Origin of the sequence: Deinococcus aerius, from assembly GCF_002897375.1 — a bacterium.
Classification (GTDB): domain Bacteria; phylum Deinococcota; class Deinococci; order Deinococcales; family Deinococcaceae; genus Deinococcus; species Deinococcus aerius.
In genome coordinates, this window is sequence record NZ_BFAG01000005.1 from 200,786 (window position 1) to 219,243 (window position 18,458).

19 protein-coding genes, 2 tRNA genes and 1 other RNA gene are annotated in these 18,458 nt (G+C 69.0%); 8 read left to right on the forward strand and 14 right to left on the reverse strand.

Translation table 11 applies throughout. The features are described 5' to 3' along the window. Positions 1 to 21 precede the first annotated feature (21 nt). From DAERI_RS09165 to DAERI_RS09175, 3 genes are read right to left on the reverse strand one after another with little or no spacing between them, the layout of a single operon-like run. Positions 22 to 918, reverse strand: coding sequence for an aldose 1-epimerase (locus tag DAERI_RS09165; RefSeq protein ID WP_103129117.1), 897 nt, complete (start codon positions 916 to 918; stop codon positions 22 to 24). Beyond that, entirely contained in the window at positions 915 to 1,631 is a 717-nt protein-coding gene (gene rlmB, locus DAERI_RS09170) for a 23S rRNA (guanosine(2251)-2'-O)-methyltransferase RlmB (protein ID WP_103129118.1), read from the reverse strand. Before rlmB ends, DAERI_RS09165 begins: the two co-directional genes overlap by 4 nt. Positions 1,632 to 1,651: 20 nt before the next feature. After that, the gene (locus tag DAERI_RS09175) at positions 1,652 to 2,083 is read right to left on the reverse strand and encodes a DUF3197 domain-containing protein (protein ID WP_103129119.1); all 432 of its coding nucleotides are present in this window, start codon (positions 2,081 to 2,083) and stop codon (positions 1,652 to 1,654) included. A 63-nt stretch (positions 2,084 to 2,146) separates the two neighbouring features. Here DAERI_RS09175 and DAERI_RS09180 point away from each other — a divergent pair, with 63 nt between their 5' ends. From DAERI_RS09180 to DAERI_RS09190, 3 genes are all read left to right on the forward strand, one after another. Beyond that, positions 2,147 to 2,848: a S4 domain-containing protein gene (locus tag DAERI_RS09180; protein WP_103129120.1), complete on the forward strand. Its 702-nt coding sequence runs from the start codon at positions 2,147 to 2,149 to the stop codon at positions 2,846 to 2,848. A 114-nt stretch (positions 2,849 to 2,962) separates the two neighbouring features. Beyond that, positions 2,963 to 3,964: a cell division protein ZapE gene (zapE, locus tag DAERI_RS09185; protein ID WP_103129121.1), complete on the forward strand. Its 1,002-nt coding sequence runs from the start codon at positions 2,963 to 2,965 to the stop codon at positions 3,962 to 3,964. 56 nt (positions 3,965 to 4,020) lie between these two features. Continuing rightward, a complete protein-coding gene (locus DAERI_RS09190) occupies positions 4,021 to 4,425 on the forward strand; it encodes a hypothetical protein (RefSeq protein ID WP_235610318.1) in 405 nt (134 codons plus the stop codon). Between the two features lie 185 nt (positions 4,426 to 4,610). Here DAERI_RS09190 and DAERI_RS09195 read toward each other — a convergent pair. The 3 genes from DAERI_RS09195 to ssrA form a co-directional block, all read right to left on the reverse strand. Further along, a tRNA-Leu gene (locus tag DAERI_RS09195) sits at positions 4,611 to 4,695 on the reverse strand. A gap of 74 nt (positions 4,696 to 4,769) precedes the next feature. Next, positions 4,770 to 4,961: a hypothetical protein gene (locus DAERI_RS09200; protein WP_103129123.1), complete on the reverse strand. Its 192-nt coding sequence runs from the start codon at positions 4,959 to 4,961 to the stop codon at positions 4,770 to 4,772. A gap of 81 nt (positions 4,962 to 5,042) precedes the next feature. Beyond that, positions 5,043 to 5,390, reverse strand: a transfer-messenger RNA (tmRNA) gene (gene ssrA, locus DAERI_RS09205). Between the two features lie 114 nt (positions 5,391 to 5,504). Here ssrA and DAERI_RS09210 point away from each other — a divergent pair. After that, positions 5,505 to 5,936 (forward strand): hypothetical protein, encoded by a 432-nt coding sequence (locus DAERI_RS09210; RefSeq protein ID WP_103129124.1) that lies wholly within the window; start codon positions 5,505 to 5,507, stop codon positions 5,934 to 5,936. Here the strand turns inward: DAERI_RS09210 and DAERI_RS09215 are convergent. From DAERI_RS09215 to hflX, 6 genes are all read right to left on the reverse strand, one after another. Further along, positions 5,933 to 6,679, reverse strand: coding sequence for a PHP domain-containing protein (locus DAERI_RS09215; protein ID WP_103129125.1), 747 nt, complete (start codon positions 6,677 to 6,679; stop codon positions 5,933 to 5,935). The two genes, DAERI_RS09210 and DAERI_RS09215, sit on opposite strands and share 4 nt — an antisense overlap. A gap of 2 nt (positions 6,680 to 6,681) precedes the next feature. Further along, a complete protein-coding gene (locus DAERI_RS09220; protein WP_103129126.1) occupies positions 6,682 to 7,626 on the reverse strand; it encodes a diacylglycerol/lipid kinase family protein in 945 nt (314 codons plus the stop codon). Between the two features lie 53 nt (positions 7,627 to 7,679). Continuing rightward, positions 7,680 to 8,048 carry an endonuclease/exonuclease/phosphatase family protein gene (locus DAERI_RS22765; protein ID WP_235610319.1) on the reverse strand — a complete coding sequence of 123 codons (369 nt, stop codon included), beginning with the start codon at positions 8,046 to 8,048 and terminating at the stop codon, positions 7,680 to 7,682. Then, the gene (locus tag DAERI_RS22770) at positions 8,014 to 8,559 is read right to left on the reverse strand and encodes an endonuclease/exonuclease/phosphatase family protein (RefSeq protein WP_235610320.1); all 546 of its coding nucleotides are present in this window, start codon (positions 8,557 to 8,559) and stop codon (positions 8,014 to 8,016) included. Before DAERI_RS22770 ends, DAERI_RS22765 begins: the two co-directional genes overlap by 35 nt. A gap of 57 nt (positions 8,560 to 8,616) precedes the next feature. After that, the gene (locus tag DAERI_RS09230; RefSeq protein ID WP_103129127.1) at positions 8,617 to 9,678 is read right to left on the reverse strand and encodes a spore photoproduct lyase family protein; all 1,062 of its coding nucleotides are present in this window, start codon (positions 9,676 to 9,678) and stop codon (positions 8,617 to 8,619) included. A gap of 110 nt (positions 9,679 to 9,788) precedes the next feature. Continuing rightward, positions 9,789 to 11,498, reverse strand: coding sequence for a GTPase HflX (gene hflX / locus DAERI_RS09235; protein WP_165794138.1), 1,710 nt, complete (start codon positions 11,496 to 11,498; stop codon positions 9,789 to 9,791). 369 nt (positions 11,499 to 11,867) lie between these two features. Between hflX and DAERI_RS09240 the strand changes: the two genes are divergently transcribed. After that, positions 11,868 to 12,236: a hypothetical protein gene (locus tag DAERI_RS09240; RefSeq protein ID WP_103129128.1), complete on the forward strand. Its 369-nt coding sequence runs from the start codon at positions 11,868 to 11,870 to the stop codon at positions 12,234 to 12,236. A 52-nt stretch (positions 12,237 to 12,288) separates the two neighbouring features. Here the strand turns inward: DAERI_RS09240 and DAERI_RS09245 are convergent. Next, positions 12,289 to 12,378, reverse strand: a tRNA-Ser gene (locus tag DAERI_RS09245). Between the two features lie 93 nt (positions 12,379 to 12,471). Here DAERI_RS09245 and murJ point away from each other — a divergent pair. Beyond that, positions 12,472 to 14,049 carry a murein biosynthesis integral membrane protein MurJ gene (gene murJ / locus DAERI_RS09250; protein WP_103129129.1) on the forward strand — a complete coding sequence of 526 codons (1,578 nt, stop codon included), beginning with the start codon at positions 12,472 to 12,474 and terminating at the stop codon, positions 14,047 to 14,049. Between the two features lie 401 nt (positions 14,050 to 14,450). On the opposite strand, the gene DAERI_RS09255 is transcribed toward murJ, so the two are convergent. Beyond that, entirely contained in the window at positions 14,451 to 15,023 is a 573-nt protein-coding gene (locus DAERI_RS09255) for a YdcF family protein (RefSeq protein ID WP_103129130.1), read from the reverse strand. A 134-nt stretch (positions 15,024 to 15,157) separates the two neighbouring features. Between DAERI_RS09255 and topA the strand changes: the two genes are divergently transcribed. Together topA and DAERI_RS09265 are read left to right on the forward strand one after the other, a co-directional pair. Beyond that, the gene (gene topA, locus DAERI_RS09260) at positions 15,158 to 18,118 is read left to right on the forward strand and encodes a type I DNA topoisomerase (protein ID WP_103129131.1); all 2,961 of its coding nucleotides are present in this window, start codon (positions 15,158 to 15,160) and stop codon (positions 18,116 to 18,118) included. 4 nt (positions 18,119 to 18,122) lie between these two features. After that, the gene (locus DAERI_RS09265; protein WP_103129132.1) at positions 18,123 to 18,443 is read left to right on the forward strand and encodes a hypothetical protein; all 321 of its coding nucleotides are present in this window, start codon (positions 18,123 to 18,125) and stop codon (positions 18,441 to 18,443) included. Positions 18,444 to 18,458: the final 15 nt, after the last annotated feature.

Genomic DNA, 18,458 nt, shown 5'->3' on the forward strand with positions numbered 1-18,458 from the left:
CGAGGCGGCCGGGTCAGCCGTCTACCACTCGCCCTCTAGCGTGATCCGCGCAGCACCCGCCAGGCTCTGCCCAGGGCTCAACGTCCGCATGTCCGTCCCGCCCACGCCCCGCGCCGCCAGGTTGAAGGCGTCGGTCGCGTGGCTGACGGGCTCCAGGGCGAGGCTGCCGTCCGGCGCGGTGTAGACCACCAGGTGCGAGAACACGGGGTCGGCGGTCAGGACGAGGGCGCGCGTACCCCAGTCGAGGCGGGCCGTGCCGTCCCAGGCGGTGTATACCCGGTCGAACTGCTCTTTACCGATCTCGCGGGACGTTCGGTAGTCCTCGTCGGGCCGGACGGGGCGTGCCTCGGCCGTTGGCAGTTGCCGCTCACCGGTGTCGTAGAGCAGCGCCGCGTCGAAGCTCAGCCGGGGGTCCACGCCGTCCTCCCGCCGCTGAAAGTACGGGTGAAGGCCCATCCCGGCGGGCATCTCCGAGGTGTCGGCATTCGTCAGGGTCACGCTGAGATCGAGGTGCGGTCCGTGCAGCAGGTACTCCACCCGGGCGGTGAAGGCCCAGGGCCAGTTCATGTCAGCAAAATCCCGGCTGTCGAAGTCACAGCGCAGGTGCTGTTCAGAGGGGCGCGAAACTTGCCAGGGCCGATTCCGCACGTCGCCGTGCTGGGTCAGGCCGTCCTTCGTTGTGGCCCGGAGTTGGACCTCCCGTCCCCCAAAGGTGAAGCGCGCGTCCCGGATGCGGTTGGAGAAGGGCAGCAGGGTGAAGCAGGCGCACTGGCTGCTCGTCTCCACCTTGGAGAGGTCCACCGGGCGCAGGACCGGACGGCCCGAGGCGGCCCGGAGGTTGAGCACGCTCGCGCCGAGTTCGGGCAGTACCTCCAGTGTCAGGCGCTCGCTGGCGATGGTTTCGACCCGGAAGGTCACTTCGCCCCCCTCGTCCGCGCCGCCTCGTACAGCAGGATACCCGCCGCGACGGAGGCGTTCAGGGACTGCACCTGTCCCCGGGTGGGAATCCGCACGAGCGCGTCGCACTTCTCGCGGACCAGGCGCCTCAGCCCCTCGCCCTCCGCACCGATCACCAGGGCGACCTTGCCGCTGAAATCCGTGCTGCCCACGTCCTGCGCCGCCTCGCCCGCCGCGCCGTAGACCCACACGCCGCCCTGCTTGAGCTGCTCCATCAGGCGCGGGAGGTTCTTCGTCTGCGCGACCGGGAGGTAGCTCGTCGCCCCCGCCGCCGTCTTGGCGACGACCGGGGAGAGGGGGGCGCTGCGCCGTTCCTCCACCACGACGCCGTGCGCGCCCAATACTTCCGCCGAGCGGATGATCGCCCCGAAGTTGCGCGGGTTGGTGATGCCGTCGAGGAGGACGATCAGCAGGTCTTCCCCCCGCGCCTCGGCCCGGTCGAGGATGTCGTCCACCGTCGCCCATTCCAGGTCCTCGACCTCCGCGATGACGCCCTGGTGCTGGGTCGTACCCGCGATCTGGTCGAGCTCGATGCGGGGGGCAAACCGCACCCGCACGTCAAAACCCTTGAGGTCGCGCACGAACGCCTCCTCGACGCCCCGCGCGACAAGCACCTCGGTCACGCGCCCGTCGCGCAGGGCTTCGAGCACCGGATTCCGTCCGTACAGCAACATGGGGGCAGTCTAGCGGGGGTTCATTCCTCCCACTCGTCGGCGGTTCGGCGTTTGGGCAGCGTGGTGTAGATCGCGGGGTCGCTGGGATTGCTCGCGGCGATCAGCCGGGCCACCTCGCCCTCGTCCGGCTCGGCGAGGACGCGCACGAAGTCGGGGGGCGGCAGGATCGTCTCGCGCACCGGCCAGCCGCGCTCCTGCGCCCAGCGGGTCAGGTCGGCGAGGGCCTGGGCGCCCACCGCGCCGTACTCCGGGCCGAAGGCGGGCGCGGTGATGAGGGCGTCTTCTCCCAAGATGAAGAGGGCCGCGTAGCGGGTGGCGGGGCGGTCCCCCTGCCGGTCGCTAATCAGGATGAGCCGGCCGCCCCCGCGGTCCACGCCCTCTAACTGCGAGAGGACGGCGTGCAGCGTCTCCAGCGGTGCCCCGGGCACCCCGAACGGGTCAGCGATCTGCATGGGGGCCAGTGTAGAGGAGCGGGCGCGCGGCGTCCCCGGTTCCCGCGACGCTATCCTGCGCCCATGAAGCAGAAGCTCCCCACGCTGGTGGCGCAGGCGCGAGGTGGGCGCGTGGTCCGCACCCCCTTTCTCGACGGTGATGACATCGACCGCCGCCAACTCCAGGACGACGAGGTGCGCTTCGTGATCGCGGGCGGCTTCCCCGACGCCCGGCGGGTGATCCTCACCCTGTATCCCGCTCATATTCCCGAGGTGGACAGCGGCGTGACCGTGCTGCGCGTAACCCCACAGGCGGGCGGTCCCCCCTGGGACGTGCAGGACTTCACCGTGCATCTGCGCCGCCTGAACCTGCCCGAAGACGGGCTCGGCGACGTGCGCGAGGAGCGCGGCGGCTCCTTCCTGATCGCTGCTACCGGCAAGGCCGCGCAGACGCTGGAAGGCCTCACCGAACTGGGGGGCCGCGAGGTCGAGGTCGAGGAGGTCGGCGAGACGGCGGGGCGGGGCTCCAAGACGCGCGAGGTCGTGGTGCCCTCCATGCGGGTGGACGTGGTGGGGGCCAAGGGTTTTGGCGTCAGCCGCGCCTACTTCCAGCAGGGGATCGACGGGGGCAAGGTGCGCCTGAACGGCCAGCCCGCCCGCGCCAGTTCCGAGATCCGCGAGGGCGACAGCCTCAGCGCCGAGGGGATCGGGCGCATCGACTTCCGCCGCGTGGTGAACGAGACCCGGCGCGGCAATTTCAAGGTGGAACTGGAAGTGCACCGGTGACGTGGTCCCGGCGATGAGTGGGGCGGACGTGCCCCCGCTCTCGCAAGCCTCCCCATTCGTGTCTCCCGCCCCCTCTCCTGCTCACTCACACCCTTATGCCTCATCACTTCACCCATGATTGACCTTCTCTCCCGCACCCCCACCCTCACCCCGGAAGAACTGACGGCGAGCCTCGCCCCCAGCGCCCGCTTCCGGGACGTGCGCTTCGAGACCTACCGCCCCAACCCCGCCTACCCCAGCCAGGAGGAGGCCCGCGCCAGCCTCCAGGCCTTTCTGAAGGGGGCGCAGGTGCGGCCCGGCGGCTTTCGCCTCTTTCGCCGCGCCAAGCCCGAGGGGCGGGGCCTGTACCTCGACGGCGGCTTCGGGGTCGGCAAGACGCACCTGCTCGCCAGCACCTACCACGCGGCGGAGGGCAGACGCGCCCTGATGAGCTTTCAGGACCTGATGTATGTGATCGGTGCGCTCGGCATGACCCGCGCCGTGGAAACCTTTCGCGGCCACGACCTGCTGCTGATCGACGAATTCGAGCTCGACGATCCCGGCAACACCCACATGGCGAACACCTTCCTGGGCCAACTGATGCCCGCCGGGACGAGCGTGGTCGCCACGAGCAACACCGAGCCCGGCGCCCTGGGGCAGGGCCGCTTCAACGCCGCCGACTTCCAGCGTCAGATTCAGGGCATCGCCGAGCGCTTCGAGACGCACCGCATCGACGGCCCCGACTACCGCCAGCGCGGCACCACCCCCGCCCAGCCCCTCACGCCCGAGGAGTTCCGCGCGTGGCTCTCCCGGCAGCCCGACGCGACCCTGGCGGTTGTCAGCCACCGCGACCTCAACCGGCACCTGCTGGAGGTCCATCCCAGCCGCTTTGGCCGGCTGCTCGCCGGGGTGGAGGGGCTGGGCGTGACCGATCTCACGCCCATGCCCGACCAGAACGTCGCCCTGCGCTTCGTGCATTTCATCGACAAGCTGTACGACCTGGGGCTGCGGGCGGCTTTTACCGGGGTGCCGCTGGGGCAGCTTTTCAGCGAGACCTACCGCCACGGCGCCTATGCCAAGAAATACAGCCGCTGCCTCAGCCGCCTTTCCGAGCTGCTGCGCGAGGCGCGGGCTTAGGCGGGCCCGCGGGGCCGTAAGAAGTCTGCATGTCATCCCTTCGTACCCTGGGTCAAATGCCCAACCTTCCCCTTGTTCACCCGGCGTGTCTGGCGGTCGTCCTCTTGGGCGCTGTGACCTGCGGTGCGGCTGCGGCAGGCAACACTTTCCAGCTTGACGGCCTGCTGGCTGTGTACGACAGCCCCTCCCCCTGCCTGAGTGTCGCCGTCCGGGTGTACGAGGGGAGTCAGCTCAAGTCTCAGGTCGCCGTACTGCCGACCGGGAAGGTTTCGCCGGTCGGGAAGAGTGCCCCGCTGCCCCGCTTCGAGAAGGGCAGGACCTATAACCTCCAGGCCACCTGTCTGGGCAAGGACAAGACCTTCCAGAACTCAGAGCTGACGTTCAAGGCCGACGGTCACACCGTGATGGTGGCCTTCACCAAGGCGGGCTTTCAGTTCAGACGGGGAGGCCTCGCCTACTGAGGGCGGGGTGAGTATCCCCGGGAGGAACACCGGCTGCACACATGCCTTCCTGTTTGGAAGAGGCTCTGTTCTCACCCCTCCTGAGGAGGGGTCGTCGGATGGAGCGACCCTGCCCGTGTGGGAGCGACAGCAGGTAAACTTACCCGGGATAGAAAACGAAAAAGCCCGTACTGGACGGACTTTGCTGGTGCCGAGAGCGGGACTTGAACCCGCACGGGTTGCCCCGGCCGATTTTAAGTCGGATGCGTCTACCGATTCCGCCATCCCGGCCCGGGCCGGAGTATAGCAGGCGGCTGGAATGGCGTTTCCCCCAAGGGGCGAGGTCAGGTGGCTAAAGACGCTGCCTAGGCCGACAGGCGCGCGGGGGCACCCACAGTTCCCAGCGAATCGCCCGTGCCCTTGAGTTCCCGAACCTCGGCCAGGAGGCGCCCAATGGTGGCCGCGTGGACTTCCGGGGAGTGCCGTCCCTCCGCGAAGCTGTTCAGCGTGTCCACAAAGGCCTTCAGGATCTCTTGCAGGCGTTCTTCCTTGGGCATGATGGAGGCTACTTCATCTCTCCTTACAAAAAATGCACAGGGAGAATGGATGAAAAACCCCGCCTGTGGGGGCGGGGCCGGTGGTGGAGGTGGGCGGAGTCGAACCGCCGTCCAAGAGTCCGTTCAGCGTGCGTCTACGTGTGTATCCCTCTGTTTAATTGTCGAGTTCAGGGCCGTCAGAGGGCGGACTGCCCGGAACCGTATTCCCACTTGTTTTCGCCTTCGGCTATGGAACCTCGCCGGGGCTAGCCTTCTTTTGGTTCAGTTCGCGCCGCGCCAAAGGCCGGGCTAGGCGGTCACTGTCTCACTTAAGCAGCGAGAGCGTAGTTCTGGTTGCCAGTTAATGGCTTTGCCGTTTGTTTACGAGGCCAACGGCACCTCGACACGCAACAGCGCCTTCAGTTCCCCTGTCGAAACCGGGTCACCCCCAGCGGGTAGAGCGGCCGGATCACTCCGGCGACCAAAATATAGCAGAGGGCGGCGGGCGGGATATTGAGCTTGGGCACGATGTGGGCTCATCCTGGGTCGGAGAGGAGGAGCGGAATGGTGCCCTCAGAGTTGGAATTCGTTGGTGTGCTGCCTGAAGTCGAGGGCCGAGTTTTGGAGGGCCTCCGCATCGAGGGCATGATCCAGAATGGAGTTCAGGAAGGTCGCTGCCACATCGCCTACTGGCGCATGGAAGGCCAGTGGTGGCGCTCGTTTGCGGAAGGTTACGCACTCCACATCCGTCAATGGGGCGAAGAGCCCGTCTCGTGGGATGGTGGGCCTAAATATCTCTACCCAGTGACAGAAGTGGCGCAGGAGTGCTATGGCTTGCCCTTGCGGCAACTGGAGATATTCATTTTCAATGACTGTCCGGCGTTGCGACTGATGCTGGAGGATGGCCGGGCTATCGAATGCTTGAGCAACGAGCAGGGCTTCTCTTGGAACCGTGCGGTTTTGCGTTCTCCCGATGGTTCGACCACCTCGCTCTAACCCTGCTGCCCCTCACCATCCCGCCGGAACCGCCCGTTCAGCGTTCGCCACTGCTTGCGCCCGTAGGCATAGACGGGGTGTGTCCACTTTCCGGCGACTATGCCTTCCCGCAGCGCGGCCAGGAGGTCAGCGGGCGAGTAGATCACGCGGAAGGGTGTCTCTACCCACGCCTCGCCGATGTCACGCAGGGTGTGGGCGTCGCTTCCAGCGCACACGGGCAGGTTCCGTTCCCGCGCCCAGGCCGCCGCCACCAGGTTCCAGTGGTGGCGGGACACGCGCGAGTTGAAGGTTTCCACGATGTCCACGCTGTCGGCGATGCGGCGGGTCGCCTCCGGCTTCAGGCGGTAACGCTTGAGGGGATCGAAGCCGTGCTGGAGCATCACCAGGCCGCCCTGCGCCTTGATTTCGGACACCGTCTCCTCAGGGGTGAGGCCCGGCGGGATGCGCTCCCGCAGGAAGAGGCCGATCAGCTCGCCCTCCGAGGTGGTGACCTCCTCGCCCGGAATGATGCTGAGGCGGTCGTCCAGGCCCAGGTCGATGACGATGCGCGCGAGTTCGGGGCCGCCGCGCTGTTGATCGTGATCGGTCACGGCGATGACGCGGGTATTCGTGCGGAGCATCCAGGCGGGAATGTCACGCAGCCGGGTGCGGCAGTCGTGGCTGACCTCGGTGTGGGTGTGGAGGTCCATCCGCATGACCTGCACGCCCTCGCGGAACACGAGATTGTTGGGGAGGGGACGCATCCTCAACCCTCCTGACCCTTCGGCATGAGGACCGAGAGCGCCCCGGCCCAGACCTCTATCCTCACCACCCCGGAACCTCCCGGCCGCGCGGGCCGCACCTCGCCGTCCACGTGAAAGGCCTGCCCCACATAGGGAATGTCAATGCGGCGGGCAAGGTCGTTCTGCACGCTGGCGAGTTCCTCGAAGTTGCCCCGGGCCAGGGCGGCGACGTAGGCGAGCAGGCCCTCGCGCCCCCCGGCGTCCACCCGGATCACGTTCAGTGCCCCGTCGCTCGGATCGGCGCTGGGGGCGAGCCGCAGGCGGGGGCCGGTGGCCTGGGTGTTCATCACCTCCACGAGCATGCAGGCCATCTCCGGCTGGGGCTGCCCGTCCAGGGTGAGGGTCAGTTCCAGGGGAGTGAAGTTGCCCAGCGTGGTCGTCAGGGCCGTCAGCGCCCGCAGCGGGCTCTTGCCCCCCTCCGGGTCGTACTCGGCCATCACATCGGCGAAGGCGCCGCAGCCGCACGCCTCCAGAAAGAGGTCCTCACCCCAGGGTGCCGTGATGCGCCCCAGGTCGAGGGGGAGCGCCCTGCCCCCCGCGTAGCTCGCCAGCACGTCGAGCGGCTCGCCCTCAATGCCCAGCGTCCGCCCGATGTTGTTCGCCGTACCCATGGGGATGACGCCCAGGCGTACCTCCGTTCGGCCCGCCAGGCGCAGGGCCGCCGCCCTCACGGTACCGTCGCCCCCCGCCACGAACACGGTGCCGCGCACGTCCTGAAGGGCAGTTTGGAGATCCGCCTCGTCGTCGGTCGCGCGGTAGACCGGGCGGTAGCCCTGCCGGTAGAGCGCCTCAACCAGCAAGTCGGGGCTGGCTTTGGTGCTGCCGCCCGCCTTGCTGTTGAAGATCACCGTGGCGTCCGTCACGTCCGTGCCGCTGACCGGTGGGGCAGGCTGGAAGTCGAGGGTCATAGCAAGACTGTATTCCTTCCCGCATTAAGCTGGACAGCAGGATTGCGGGGGGTTCAGCGGTATTCGACGAGCAGGGGGCGGTGGTCGCTGCCTCCTGCTGGGAGAACCCGGGCGCGGGTGGGGGTCAGCCCACGGGCGAACAGGTGGTCGATTCGCAGGAACAGCCGGGGAAAGGTCCACCCCGGGCCGCGCCCCGCCTCCTCGTGCGCGTCCGGCCCGATACAGGTCCTGAGCTGACGGTACAACAGGCCACGCGGCGGCGTGTTCAGGTCACCGCCGACCAGCATCCGCCCGGAACGCCCCGGGGCGAGACGGCACAGCAGCCCGACCTGCCAGACCCGCGCCCGGTTCGTACTGCGCACCGCGTCCCAGTTGCCCTTTGCCGCGCTAGACACGAGCACGGTGTTCAGGTGGGCGTTCACCACCGTCAGGGGCTGCCCGCGCCACCGCAGCGTCGTCTCCAGCACGGTGCGGCAGCCGCGTCAGGGTCATCACCTCATGCCCGGCGGTGGATGGGTAGCCGGGGAGCAGGCGCAGCAGGGTGGCCCCGTAGTCCGCGGGCACGAAGTTCGTCTCCTGAAGCAGGATCACGTCCGGCCGCGAGGCGCGGAGAACGGCTGCGGCCCGCTCGGGCGTTCCCAGCGTTCCCCGCGCCAGGTTGAACGTCACCACGCGCAGGGTGCCCCCACTCTGGGGCCGGAACTGAACGCCCGCGCCGAGGGTTGCCAGCAGAAGTCCAGCCAGGGCGACCGGAACGCCCCGCCGCCGGAGCAGCGTCCAGCCCAGCACGAACGGGGCGGGCAGCAGCCAGACGATGGGGGGCAGGTAGGCGAGCAGCAGCGTGGGAACTGTCCGCTCCCCCACCCATGCGCCCAGACACCATCCCAGCGCCACCAAGAAGAGATAGGCCCAGGCCAGCCGCGAGCGCCACATGCCCGGAAGCCTCCCACCCGGGGGAAGGCGGCGTCATCCGTCAGAAGGGGGAACTATCTAAAAGGCGTACCGCACCCGGCACTCCGGCAATTCCCGCGCCAGCAGTTCCGTGAAGCGGGCCACCGCCTTGCCCTTGAAGCCGTGGCGGTAGCGGATGTTCTCGCCGCCGTACTCCGAACGCTTGTTCTCCTGCCAGGCGGGGCGCCACAGCAATTTCTCGGCCTTGGGGTGCCAGCCCAGGTTGACCTCATGCAGGGCGGCGTTATGGGTCAGGAAGATGACCTCGGCGGCGAGTTGGACCCGGGCCTTGTCCGAGAGCGAGTCCCGCACCTCCCGCAGCAACTCCGTATAGTCCGCCGTCCAGCCCTCGTAAATTACGACGGGGGAGAAGTTGAGGTGGACCTCGTACCCGGCCTCCACGAAGTCGTTAATCGCGGCGATGCGCTCGCGGATGGGCGAGGTCCGCACGTCGAGCACCCGGGCGATGGGGCGCGGCATCAGCGAGAAGCGAATGCGAGTCTTGCCCTGCGGGTCATACTCCAGCAACTCGCGATTCACGTACTTGGTGGCGAAGGAGGCCTTGGCGTTGGGCAACGTCCGGTACAGCGCCACAAGGTCGCGCACATTGTCCGAGAGCATGGCGTCCACGCTCAGGTCGCTGTTCTCGCCGATGTCGTAGACCCAGAGGTGAGGGTCCACCTGGTTGGGCTCCGTCTTCGGGCCCAGCTTCTCCGCGTGACGGCGCAGGGCTTTGACGGCGTCCTCGATGTTCACGAACGTTGTGATGGGGTTGGCAAAACCCTTGCGGCGGGGCACGTAGCAGTAGGCGCAGGCCAGCGCGCACCCATTGGCGAGGCCCGGGGCGATCCAGTCCGCACTCCGCCCGTTCTCGCGCAGGGTGAAGGTCTTGCGGACGCCCAGCACGAGAACCTGCCGCTTGATCCTTACCCAGTCCTTCACCAGCCCCGCGTTGCCGTGCAGCCCGGGGATGTTCCAGTGGGACGGCACCTCCGTCCGCTCGGCCTCCGGGAAACGCGCCAGAATCTCCCGGCCCCGGGCGTAGTTCTCCACCCCGGGCTCCAGGTAGATGTGGCGGATGTCGAGCGGCGAGCGGGTCATGGCTCCAGTGGAGCGCGGATAGGGGAGAAGGTCTGTAGGCTTTGCTCTGGGCATGGTGAACAAAGCGCCCCCGGTGGTGGGCCGGGGACGTGTCGGGCGAGGCTCGCGCCTCAGAGGTAGTCCGCCGCCCGCTCGCGCGCCTCTTCCCGCGCGGCGAGTTCCTGGCGCTGCACCTGCCCGATGGCGTCGGCCAGTCCCTCCTTGAGTTCGGGCAGGCCGAGGCTCTTCAGGGCGCTGACGGGGATGCCCGCGGTACGCTCCACCTCCCGTTCCAGCACGTCGGGGTCGGCGGCCTCGGCCTTGTTGAGCGCGATGACGGTCGGCATCTCGCGGAAGCCGAGGTCCTCCAGGATGCGGTTCACGGCGTCCAGGCGGGTGTCGGCGCCGGGTCCCGCCACGTCCACCACATGCAGCAGCACGTCGGCGTCCCCGATCTCCTCCAGGGTGGCGCGGAAGGCGCGGGTCAGGTCCTTGGGCAGGTCGCGGATAAAGCCCACCGTATCGGTGAAGATGACGGGGCCGATGCCCTCGATGAAGCCCTGGCGGCTCGTCGGGCGCAGGGTGGCGAAGAGCTTGTTCTCGGCGAGTACCCGGCGCGGCTCCTCGGCGGCGTGGGTAAAGGCGTTGAGCAGCGTGGACTTGCCCGCGTTCGTGTACCCGACGATGGAGATCACGGGCACGTCGTTGCGGGCGCGGCCCTTGCGGCGTTCGTCGCGGCGGACGGCGACGCCCTCAAGCTGCTTTTCGAGGAAGGAGATGCGGTCGTTGATGCGGCGGCGGTCCAGCTCCAGCTTCGTCTCGCCGGGGCCGCGCGTGCCGATGGCGCCGCCCGCCGCGCTGCCCGCACTGCCGCCGATGCGCGAGAGCTGAGCGCCCGCCCCGAGCAGCCGCGGCTTCATGTACCGGAGCTGCGCGAGTTCGACCTGGAGGCGCGACTCCACCCCCTGCGCGTGCAGGGCGAAGATGTCGAGGATGAGCTGCGTGCGGTCGAGCACCTTGAGCCCGGTCGCGGCCTCGATCTCGCGCGCCTGGGCCGGGCCGAGTTCCTGCCCGAAGATCAGCAGGTCGGCGTCGAGGTGGTACGCCTTGCTGGTGAGTTCTTCGAGCTTGCCCGCCCCGACGAGCGTGCCCGCCTTGAGGTGGCGGCGGTAGACGAGTTCCTTGTGGACGACCTCGGCGCCCGCCGTGCGGGCGAGTTCGCTCAGCTCCTCCAGCCGCTCCTCGGCGTCGAACTCGCCCTGGTCGATCTGGACGAGGATGGCGCGCTCGCGGTCCTTCTTCGCCTCGCGGGTGCGGGCGGCGCGGGCGATCTCCTCCTCCAGCGCCGAGACCTGCGCCCCCAGGTCGAAGTCGTCGATCTGGAAGGAGGGCACCGGGTCGAGGATGCGCCAGTCCTCCTCCTCGCCGACCGTGCCGGGCGGGGTGAGATGCGCGGTATGGACGAGGCCGGGCTGACCCTCGCTGCGCACCTCGATGGCGCTGACCGCGTCCAGCCGCTTAAGGAACAGCGTGGAGAGGTCGCCCTTGCTGAGCGTCCCGCCGCGCGGGTGGGTGTGGAGCAGGTGGAAGCCCGCCAGCCGGTGCTCGCCCAGGCGGAGGTCGGGCAGTTCAGCACCCTTGGCATCCGCCACGCTGACTGAGATCACGCGGCCTCGACGGTCAATCAGAACGCTGACCTCGCGCCGGATGTCGTCCGACAGTTCGGCGAGGTTGCGCGCGAGTTCGGGCGACCCGATCCGCCCCGGCTCGATGCGGCGGCGGTACAGGTTCCCGAGGGCTTTCAGTTGAGCCGGGCGCAGGCCCGACGTGTTGCCATGCACTTTATCGATAGAAGGTCACTTCCTTCGTGGGGTTATGAGAGCGGAGAAACGCCGTCCAGGCCACCCGGAGCAGGTCCGCGCGGCGGGGAAAGCAACGTCTTGGCATTGCCCCCAGCCTAAGTCGGAGCCGCGCAGAAAAGGTGTGCCTTTACTTAAGAAACTTGATCACAGTACGCTCAGTTTACCACAAAGGCGGCGTGGGGACATCGGCTGGGTGGCGTAGCGGGGTAGGCAGGAGTGCTGTTTAGAAGGGTGTGGGTGGCGGTTGGCCGAGCCTGACAGGAGCCTCCCTGTTCCTCACCTACACTTCTCCTGTATGCGCCCTCGCTGGCTGGCCTCCTCCCACACGGATTCTGGCTCGGTGAACCGATGATCCTCTCGGCCCTGCTCGTGCTGCTGGCCGCCGGGTGGACCGCTCTGGTCGGTCTGAGGGCCGCGCCGGGCTCTCCTGGCAGGGTCCGCGCCGCGCGGTGGGCCGCGGGTCTGAGCATCGCGGGAGCTGCGCTCCTATTGCCTTCCTACGTGCTCGCCTTCGCGGTCGGCCTGGGAAATCTGCCCGGCGGGGCGCTGGCCTGGCCGAGCCTGCTCATCCCGGTGCCGTTCCTGTGTCTCGTGGCCTTCGGAGGGGTGGCGCTGGTCCTGGCCCCGTCCAGATTGCAGCGCGGCTTGATCGTCGCCCTGGTCCTGCTGGCCGCACTGCTCGTGGTGGTGGTGTGGGGGAGGCAGTTCGGGCTGTAGCCAACTCCAAAAGGACTTCACCCCCAACCGGCTGGGTCAGGGGTGAAGCGTTTGGCGAAGAGGGTGGGATTCGAACCCACGGTAGCCTTGCGACTACTTCGGTTTTCGAGACCGACCCATTCAACCACTCTGGCACCTCTCCGCGTGTGGCTGCTTCCGGCGTGGCCGGTGGGCAAACGGGAATATAGCACAGGGGCCAACACTTGGGGAGGGGGCCAGGCGCTACAGTTGGCCGGTGACCGTCCCGCCCGCTGCTCCCGATCCCGGCTTGTCCCCACAGGGTCCCGCTTCGCCTGCCCCGGCCCCGCGCCGCTCCCTGCGGGCGAACACCCTGATCGTGATGGCAGGGACGCTGGGCTCAAGGCTTTCGGGCATCGTGCGGGCGCAGGTCATGGCCCTGTTCGGGAACACGCTGCTCGACGCCTTCCTGATCGCCGTGAGGGTGCCGAACCTGCTCCGGGAGCTGCTGGCGGAGGGGGCGCTCGTCAACTCTTTCATCCCCGTGTATAAGACGCTGGACGACGTGGGGCGACGGCAACTCGCCTCGGCCTTCAGCGGGGTGCTGATCGCCGTCAACCTGCTGCTGATGGCCCTGGGCATCCTGGCCGCCCCGTGGATCGTGGACCTGCTGCTGGCGGGCTCACCGAACGTGGACCGGGCGCTGGCGATCTACATGACGCAGCTCGTCATGCCGTTCCTGATGCTCATCAGCCTGGCGTCGGTGGCGATGGGCCTGCTGAACGCCGACGAGCACTTTCGGGAGAGCAGCTTCGCCCCGGTCGCGTTCAACATCGCGGGCATCGTCGTGCTGCTGCTGCTCCCGGATACGGCAACCTGGCTGGCCTTTGGGTGGCTGCTCGGCGGGGTGGCGCAACTCGTCGTGCAGCTCCCGGCGTTGCGGCGCTTCGGGCTTCTGCCCACGCCCGCCCTGCGCGGGCACCCGGCGCTCGGGCGGGTGCTGCGGCAGATGGCCCCCTTCACCCTGACGGCGGGCGCGCGGCAGTTCCTGAACCTGTATGTCACGCGCCTGCTCAGCAACGCCGGGCAGTTTCCGGCAGGCACCCAGTCCGGTTACTTCTACGCCGAGACGCTGTTCACCACCGTCAACGGCCTCTTCGTCGTCTCGCCCGCGCTCGCCCTCTTCCCGCGCTTCTCGCAGTACGCCGCCGAGGGGAACTGGGCCGAGTTCCGGGCGCTCACCGTGCAGGCCATCCGCACCACCACTTTCCTCGCCGCGCCCATGAGTGCCCTGCTCGTCGCGCTCGCCCCGTACGCGGTCAGCCTCTTTAACCTGCGTCCCAGTTTCGACGTGCCCCGCTTCCAGGCCGGAACGGGCATCCTGATCGGCTGGGCCCTCGCCCTGGTGCCCTGGGCGGTCGTGACCATCCTGCTGCGGACCTTCTATGCCCGCGAGCGCACCCGCGTGGCCGTTCTCGTCAGCGCGACCGGTTTCGTGGTGGAAGTTCTGCTCTATCACCTGCTGGTGCCCCGGCTGGGGCTGATCGGGTTCGGCCTCAGTACCACGATGAGCGGCGTGCTGATGGCTTCCGCGCTGGGCTGGATGTATGGGCTCAAGTTGGGCTTTCCCGCGTGGGCTGTCCTCGCGCACCTGGGCCGGGTCGTGCCGCTGGCCGCCGTTGCGGGTCTCGTTGCCTGGCTCGTCTCGCGGGTGCTGCCTGCTCCTGGCTTCATCGTGCCCGGGGTGTTCGGGCTGGCGGTGGCGGGGGGTGTCGGGCTGGGCGTGTACCTGGTGGGTGCCCTCGCTCTACGGCTGCCGGAGGTAGCGGGGGTGTTGCGGCGGTTGAGGCGGTAAAGGAGGGGTGTTGGGGGCAGGGCAACTTGCTACGCTTTGCCCCCACCCCCCCTGCCCCCCTACCCCCACCGGGGGCAGGGGGGAGCTTTCCGCTGCGCTCGGCAAGGGGCTCGGCCCAGTTCGCCAGTAGGCCGTGTTCTCGACGCGCAAGGTTTGATCTTGTTGCTTGCTGAGCCGCGGGCCCACCGTCTCGCTGCGCGAGCCGACGTGGTGAAGGCGGTGCGAGCGCAAGTTTGCTTGGGGGAATGGGCCGTCCGCAATAGACGGTTTTGGGAAGCAGGAGCTTTGGCGTTGTTGCTCCCTCTCCCCTTGCGGGAGAGGGCTGGGGAGAGGGGTGGCAGCCATAGGCTGCCCTCTCAAATCCGTAATCTACGATCTGCTTGCAGAGGCTTACCCTATTCCTACCCTCTGATCCCCAGCAACGCATACGCCACCAACGCCAGCTTCTCCCGCAGCAGGTAGCGGCGGTCGGGGTGGGGGCTCAGGGGGCTGGCGCTCGCATTCGCATCCAGCCCCAGGGCGCGGGCCAGGGCCAGGGCGCGGGGGGCGTGGGCCTCATCGGTCACGAGGGTGACGGGCGTGCCGGGGGGTAGGGTCACGCGGGCATTGCGCAGGTTCTCCAACGTAGTGCGGCTGCGCGTTTCGGCGATCAGGGCGGCGGACGGAACACCGTGACGGCCCAGGTAACGCACGCCGACCTCACCCTCGGAGTGGGGGTCGCCGGGCCGCCGTCCGCCCGTGACCACGATGGTCCGCACGCCGCCCGCCCGGTACAGCGCGAGGGCGTGGTCGAGCCGCCGCTGGAAGGCGGGGCTGGGTCTTCCGGCGTACTGGGCCGCCCCCAGCACGATCAGGGCGGGGTGGGGGCGCTCGGCGCGGGGGGCGCGGGCGCCGGGGAGCAGCAGAAAACCGAGGGCCAGCGCCGCGATCACGGCGAGCGGCAGCAGCGTGACGGTCGAGCCCCGGGCGCGCATTGTGACGAGCGTAGCATGAAGGAAATGCGGCCTCATGGGGAAAGGCGGGCCGCTACGCTGGTAACGAGCCTCCCCTTGCCCTGCCGGGGGGCCGTGCTACCCTCACCGTCAATTCCCGCCGGGAGTGACCACCTATGCCCAGAACCCTCGTGATCGTCGAATCGCCCGCCAAGGCCAAAACCATCGAGAAGTACCTCGGAAAGGGGTACGCGGTGGAATCAAGCATCGGGCATATCCGCGACCTCCCCCGGAGCGCCGCCGACATCCCCGAGAAGTACAAGGGCAAGGCGTGGGCGCGGCTGGGCCTGGATGTCGAGGACGACTTCAAGCCCCTGTACGTCGTCTCGCCGGAAAAGCGCCAGCAGGTCGCCCGGCTCAAAAAGCTCGCTCAGGAAGCCGACGAGATCATCCTGGCGACCGACGACGACCGCGAGGGCGAGAGCATCGCCTGGCACCTGTACCAGGAGTTGAAACCGAAGGTCCCGGTCAAGCGGATGGTCTTCCACGAGATCACGAGGGAGGCCATCCAGAACGCGATTGAGCATCCCCGCGACATCGACACCAACCTCGTCGAGGCGCAGGAGGCCCGGCGGGCGCTCGACCGGCTGTACGGCTACGAGGTCAGCCCGGTGCTGTGGAAGAAGGTGGCGCCCAAGCTTTCCGCGGGCCGGGTGCAGTCGGTGGCGACCCGGATGCTCGTCGAGCGCGAGCGCGAACGGATGCGCTTTGTTAGCGGGACGTGGTGGGACCTGCTGGTGACGGCGGCGACGAGGGACGGCGAAACCTTCCCCGCACGCCTGACCGATGTGGACGGCATGCGGCTGGCGACCGGCAAGGACTTCGATCCCCTCACCGGCCAGGTGAAGAAGGGGATGGAGGTGAGATTGCTCGACGAGGCGGCGGCCCGTTCCCTCGCGGACGGCCTGACCGGGCAACCCCTCACCGTCGTCAGCGCCGAGGAGAAGCCCTTCACCCAGCGGCCCTACGCGCCCTTCATCACCTCCACGTTGCAGCAGGAGGGGAGCCGCAAGCTGGGCTTCGCCGCCACCCGCACCATGCGCGCGGCGCAGCGGCTGTACGAGCAGGGCTACATCACCTATATGCGGACGGACTCGACCAACCTCTCGCAGGAGGCGATGAATGCGGCCCGCACGCAGGTGGGGGCGATGTACGGCCAGCAGTACCTCAGCCCCCAGCCGCGCGTGTACGCGAAGAAGGCGAAGAACGCGCAGGAGGCGCACGAGGCGATCCGCCCCGCCGGGTCGAGCTTCCGCACGCCGGAGAGCCTGCGCGGCGAGCTGAGCGGGGACGAGTGGCGCCTCTACGACCTGATCTGGAAGCGCACCGTCGCTTGCCAGATGGCCGACGCGCGGGGCCGCAGCCTGCGGGTGCGCCTGGCCGGGAGGGCGGGGACCGGCGAGGACGTGGGCCTGAGCGCCACGGGCCGCACCATCGACTTCCCCGGCTTCCTGCGCGCCTACGTGGAGGGCCGTGACGATCCCGCCGCCGCGCTGGAGGACCGAGAGACGCCGCTGCCGCCGCTCAAGGAGGGTGAGCGCGTCACCGCCGAGAGCGTGAAACCGGAAGGCCACGAGACCCAGCCGCCCGCCCGTTACACGGAGGCTTCACTCGTGCAGGCGCTCGAAGCCGCCGGAATCGGTCGCCCAAGCACCTACGCCAGCATCCTGGGGACCATTCAGGAGCGGGGTTACGCGGTGAAGAAGGGGCAGGCGCTCGTGCCGACCTGGACGGCCTTCGCCACCTCCGCCCTGCTGGAACACCATTTCGGCAACCTGGTGGACTACGACTTCACCGCCCGGATGGAGGAGGACCTCGACGACATCGCGGGCGGGCGGGCGCGGCGGGTGCCGTACCTGCGCCGCTTCTACCTGGGCGAGGGCGGCGAGGGGATGGCCCTGCGCCCCCTGATCGACTCCAAGATGGGCGAGATCGACGCGCGGGGCATCGCCACCATCGCCGTGCCCAAGTTGGACGGGACGGGCATCGAGGTCCGGGTGGGCCGGTACGGGCCGTACCTGCAACGCGGCGAGGAGAAGGCCAACCTCCCCGAGGACCTCGCCCCCGACGAGCTGACGCCGGAAAAGGCCGCCGAGCTGCTGGGCCGCCCGACCGGCGACCGGGTGATCGGCACGGACGGGGCGACCGGCCTCCCCGTCGTGGCCCGCGCGGGGCGTTACGGCCCCTACGTCACGCTGGGCGACGGCAACCCGCCCGTGCGCTCGGCGAGCCTCTTCCCGGGCGACGACCTGAACACGATCACCCTGGAACGCGCCCTGCGGCTGCTGAGCCTTCCGCGCCTCGTCGGCGTCTCGGAGGGTGAGGAAATCTGGGCGCAGAACGGCAAGTTCGGCCCGTACCTGAAGCGCGGCAACGACTCGCGCAGCCTCGCCACGCACGAGCAACTGTTCACGGTGACGCTGCCCGAGGCCGAGGCCCTCTTCATGCAGCCGCGCTTCCGGGCGAGGGGCGCGGCGGCGGCTCCCCTGCGGACCTTCGAGTACCAGGGCCGGGCGCCCATCACGCTCAAGTCGGGCCGCTACGGGCCGTACCTGACCGACGGCGAGCGCAACGCCACGCTCCGCAAGGGCGAGGACGAGGGGACCCTGACGCCCGAACGCGCGCTGGAGATTCTGGAGGAGCGCGGCAAGGAGCCCAAGGGCAAGGCGGGGAAGGGTACGCGCAAGGCGGCGGGCACGAGAGCGGGCGGGGCGAAGACTGGGGCGACCCGGGGGGGCACGGGGGCGCGGACGGCGGCCAAAGCCCCGGCGAGAAAGGCCCCCGCGAGCAAGGCGGCGGCGAGGAAGCCTGCCGCCAAAGCCACCTCTGCCCGGGCCAAGACGGCGACCCAGGCCCCCACCAAAACAGCCCCCACCAAAGCGGCCCTCACCTGGGCGGACCTCAAACCCCACCTCGGCGTGCTGAGCGAGCAGGAGCGCGCCCTGGTGACGGCGACCCGCGACCAGGGCCGCCGGGTGGAGGAGGTCGCCCCCACCCTCGGGCTGGACGTGAAAAAGGCCAAGGGGATGGCCCTCCAGGCGAGCAAGAAGCTCAACCAGGCGGCGCGCGGGGAGTAGCCCGGTGCCGACCCGCCCGCCCCGCCGCGAGCCGCCCCAGGCGCTGCACCTCGCCCGGCTCGCGGGGAGCACGCCGGGGGAGTGGGTGGCGCTGCCCGGCGGCCTGCTGCGCGTGCTGGCGCTGCGTGGGAAGGTCGGCGGCCCTCCCGTTCCCGGCTGGCTCACCTGCCTGACGGGCGAGGCGCTGCTCGACCTGCCCCAGCGCGAGTTCGTGCGGCTGCGCCCCGCCGAGAGCTACCGGGTCTCGCCGGACGCGCCGTGGGAGGCCCTGCCGGTCCGGGCCGGGACGGTGCTGCTGCTCGTTCCCGAGGGCCGGGGGCTGTAGAGAACTGTAAGAGCC

What these genes read in the sequence shown, in the direction of transcription:
- rlmB (WP_103129118.1), bottom strand. Translation starts at nt 1,631, where the DNA reads ATGTTGCTGTACGGACGGAATCCGGTGCTCGAAGCCCTGCGCGACGGG.
- DAERI_RS09175 (WP_103129119.1), bottom strand. Translation starts at nt 2,083, where the DNA reads ATGCAGATCGCTGACCCGTTCGGGGTGCCCGGGGCACCGCTGGAGACG.
- DAERI_RS09180 (WP_103129120.1), top strand. Translation starts at nt 2,147, where the DNA reads ATGAAGCAGAAGCTCCCCACGCTGGTGGCGCAGGCGCGAGGTGGGCGC.
- zapE (WP_103129121.1), top strand. Translation starts at nt 2,963, where the DNA reads ATGATTGACCTTCTCTCCCGCACCCCCACCCTCACCCCGGAAGAACTG.
- DAERI_RS09190 (WP_235610318.1), top strand. Translation starts at nt 4,021, where the DNA reads ATGCCCAACCTTCCCCTTGTTCACCCGGCGTGTCTGGCGGTCGTCCTC.
- DAERI_RS09200 (WP_103129123.1), bottom strand. Translation starts at nt 4,961, where the DNA reads ATGCCCAAGGAAGAACGCCTGCAAGAGATCCTGAAGGCCTTTGTGGAC.
- DAERI_RS09210 (WP_103129124.1), top strand. Translation starts at nt 5,505, where the DNA reads ATGGTGCCCTCAGAGTTGGAATTCGTTGGTGTGCTGCCTGAAGTCGAG.
- DAERI_RS09215 (WP_103129125.1), bottom strand. Translation starts at nt 6,679, where the DNA reads ATGCGTCCCCTCCCCAACAATCTCGTGTTCCGCGAGGGCGTGCAGGTC.
- DAERI_RS09220 (WP_103129126.1), bottom strand. Translation starts at nt 7,626, where the DNA reads ATGACCCTCGACTTCCAGCCTGCCCCACCGGTCAGCGGCACGGACGTG.
- DAERI_RS22770 (WP_235610320.1), bottom strand. Translation starts at nt 8,559, where the DNA reads ATGTGGCGCTCGCGGCTGGCCTGGGCCTATCTCTTCTTGGTGGCGCTG.
- DAERI_RS09230 (WP_103129127.1), bottom strand. Translation starts at nt 9,678, where the DNA reads ATGACCCGCTCGCCGCTCGACATCCGCCACATCTACCTGGAGCCCGGG.
- DAERI_RS09240 (WP_103129128.1), top strand. Translation starts at nt 11,868, where the DNA reads ATGATCCTCTCGGCCCTGCTCGTGCTGCTGGCCGCCGGGTGGACCGCT.
- DAERI_RS09255 (WP_103129130.1), bottom strand. Translation starts at nt 15,023, where the DNA reads ATGCGCGCCCGGGGCTCGACCGTCACGCTGCTGCCGCTCGCCGTGATC.
- topA (WP_103129131.1), top strand. Translation starts at nt 15,158, where the DNA reads ATGCCCAGAACCCTCGTGATCGTCGAATCGCCCGCCAAGGCCAAAACC.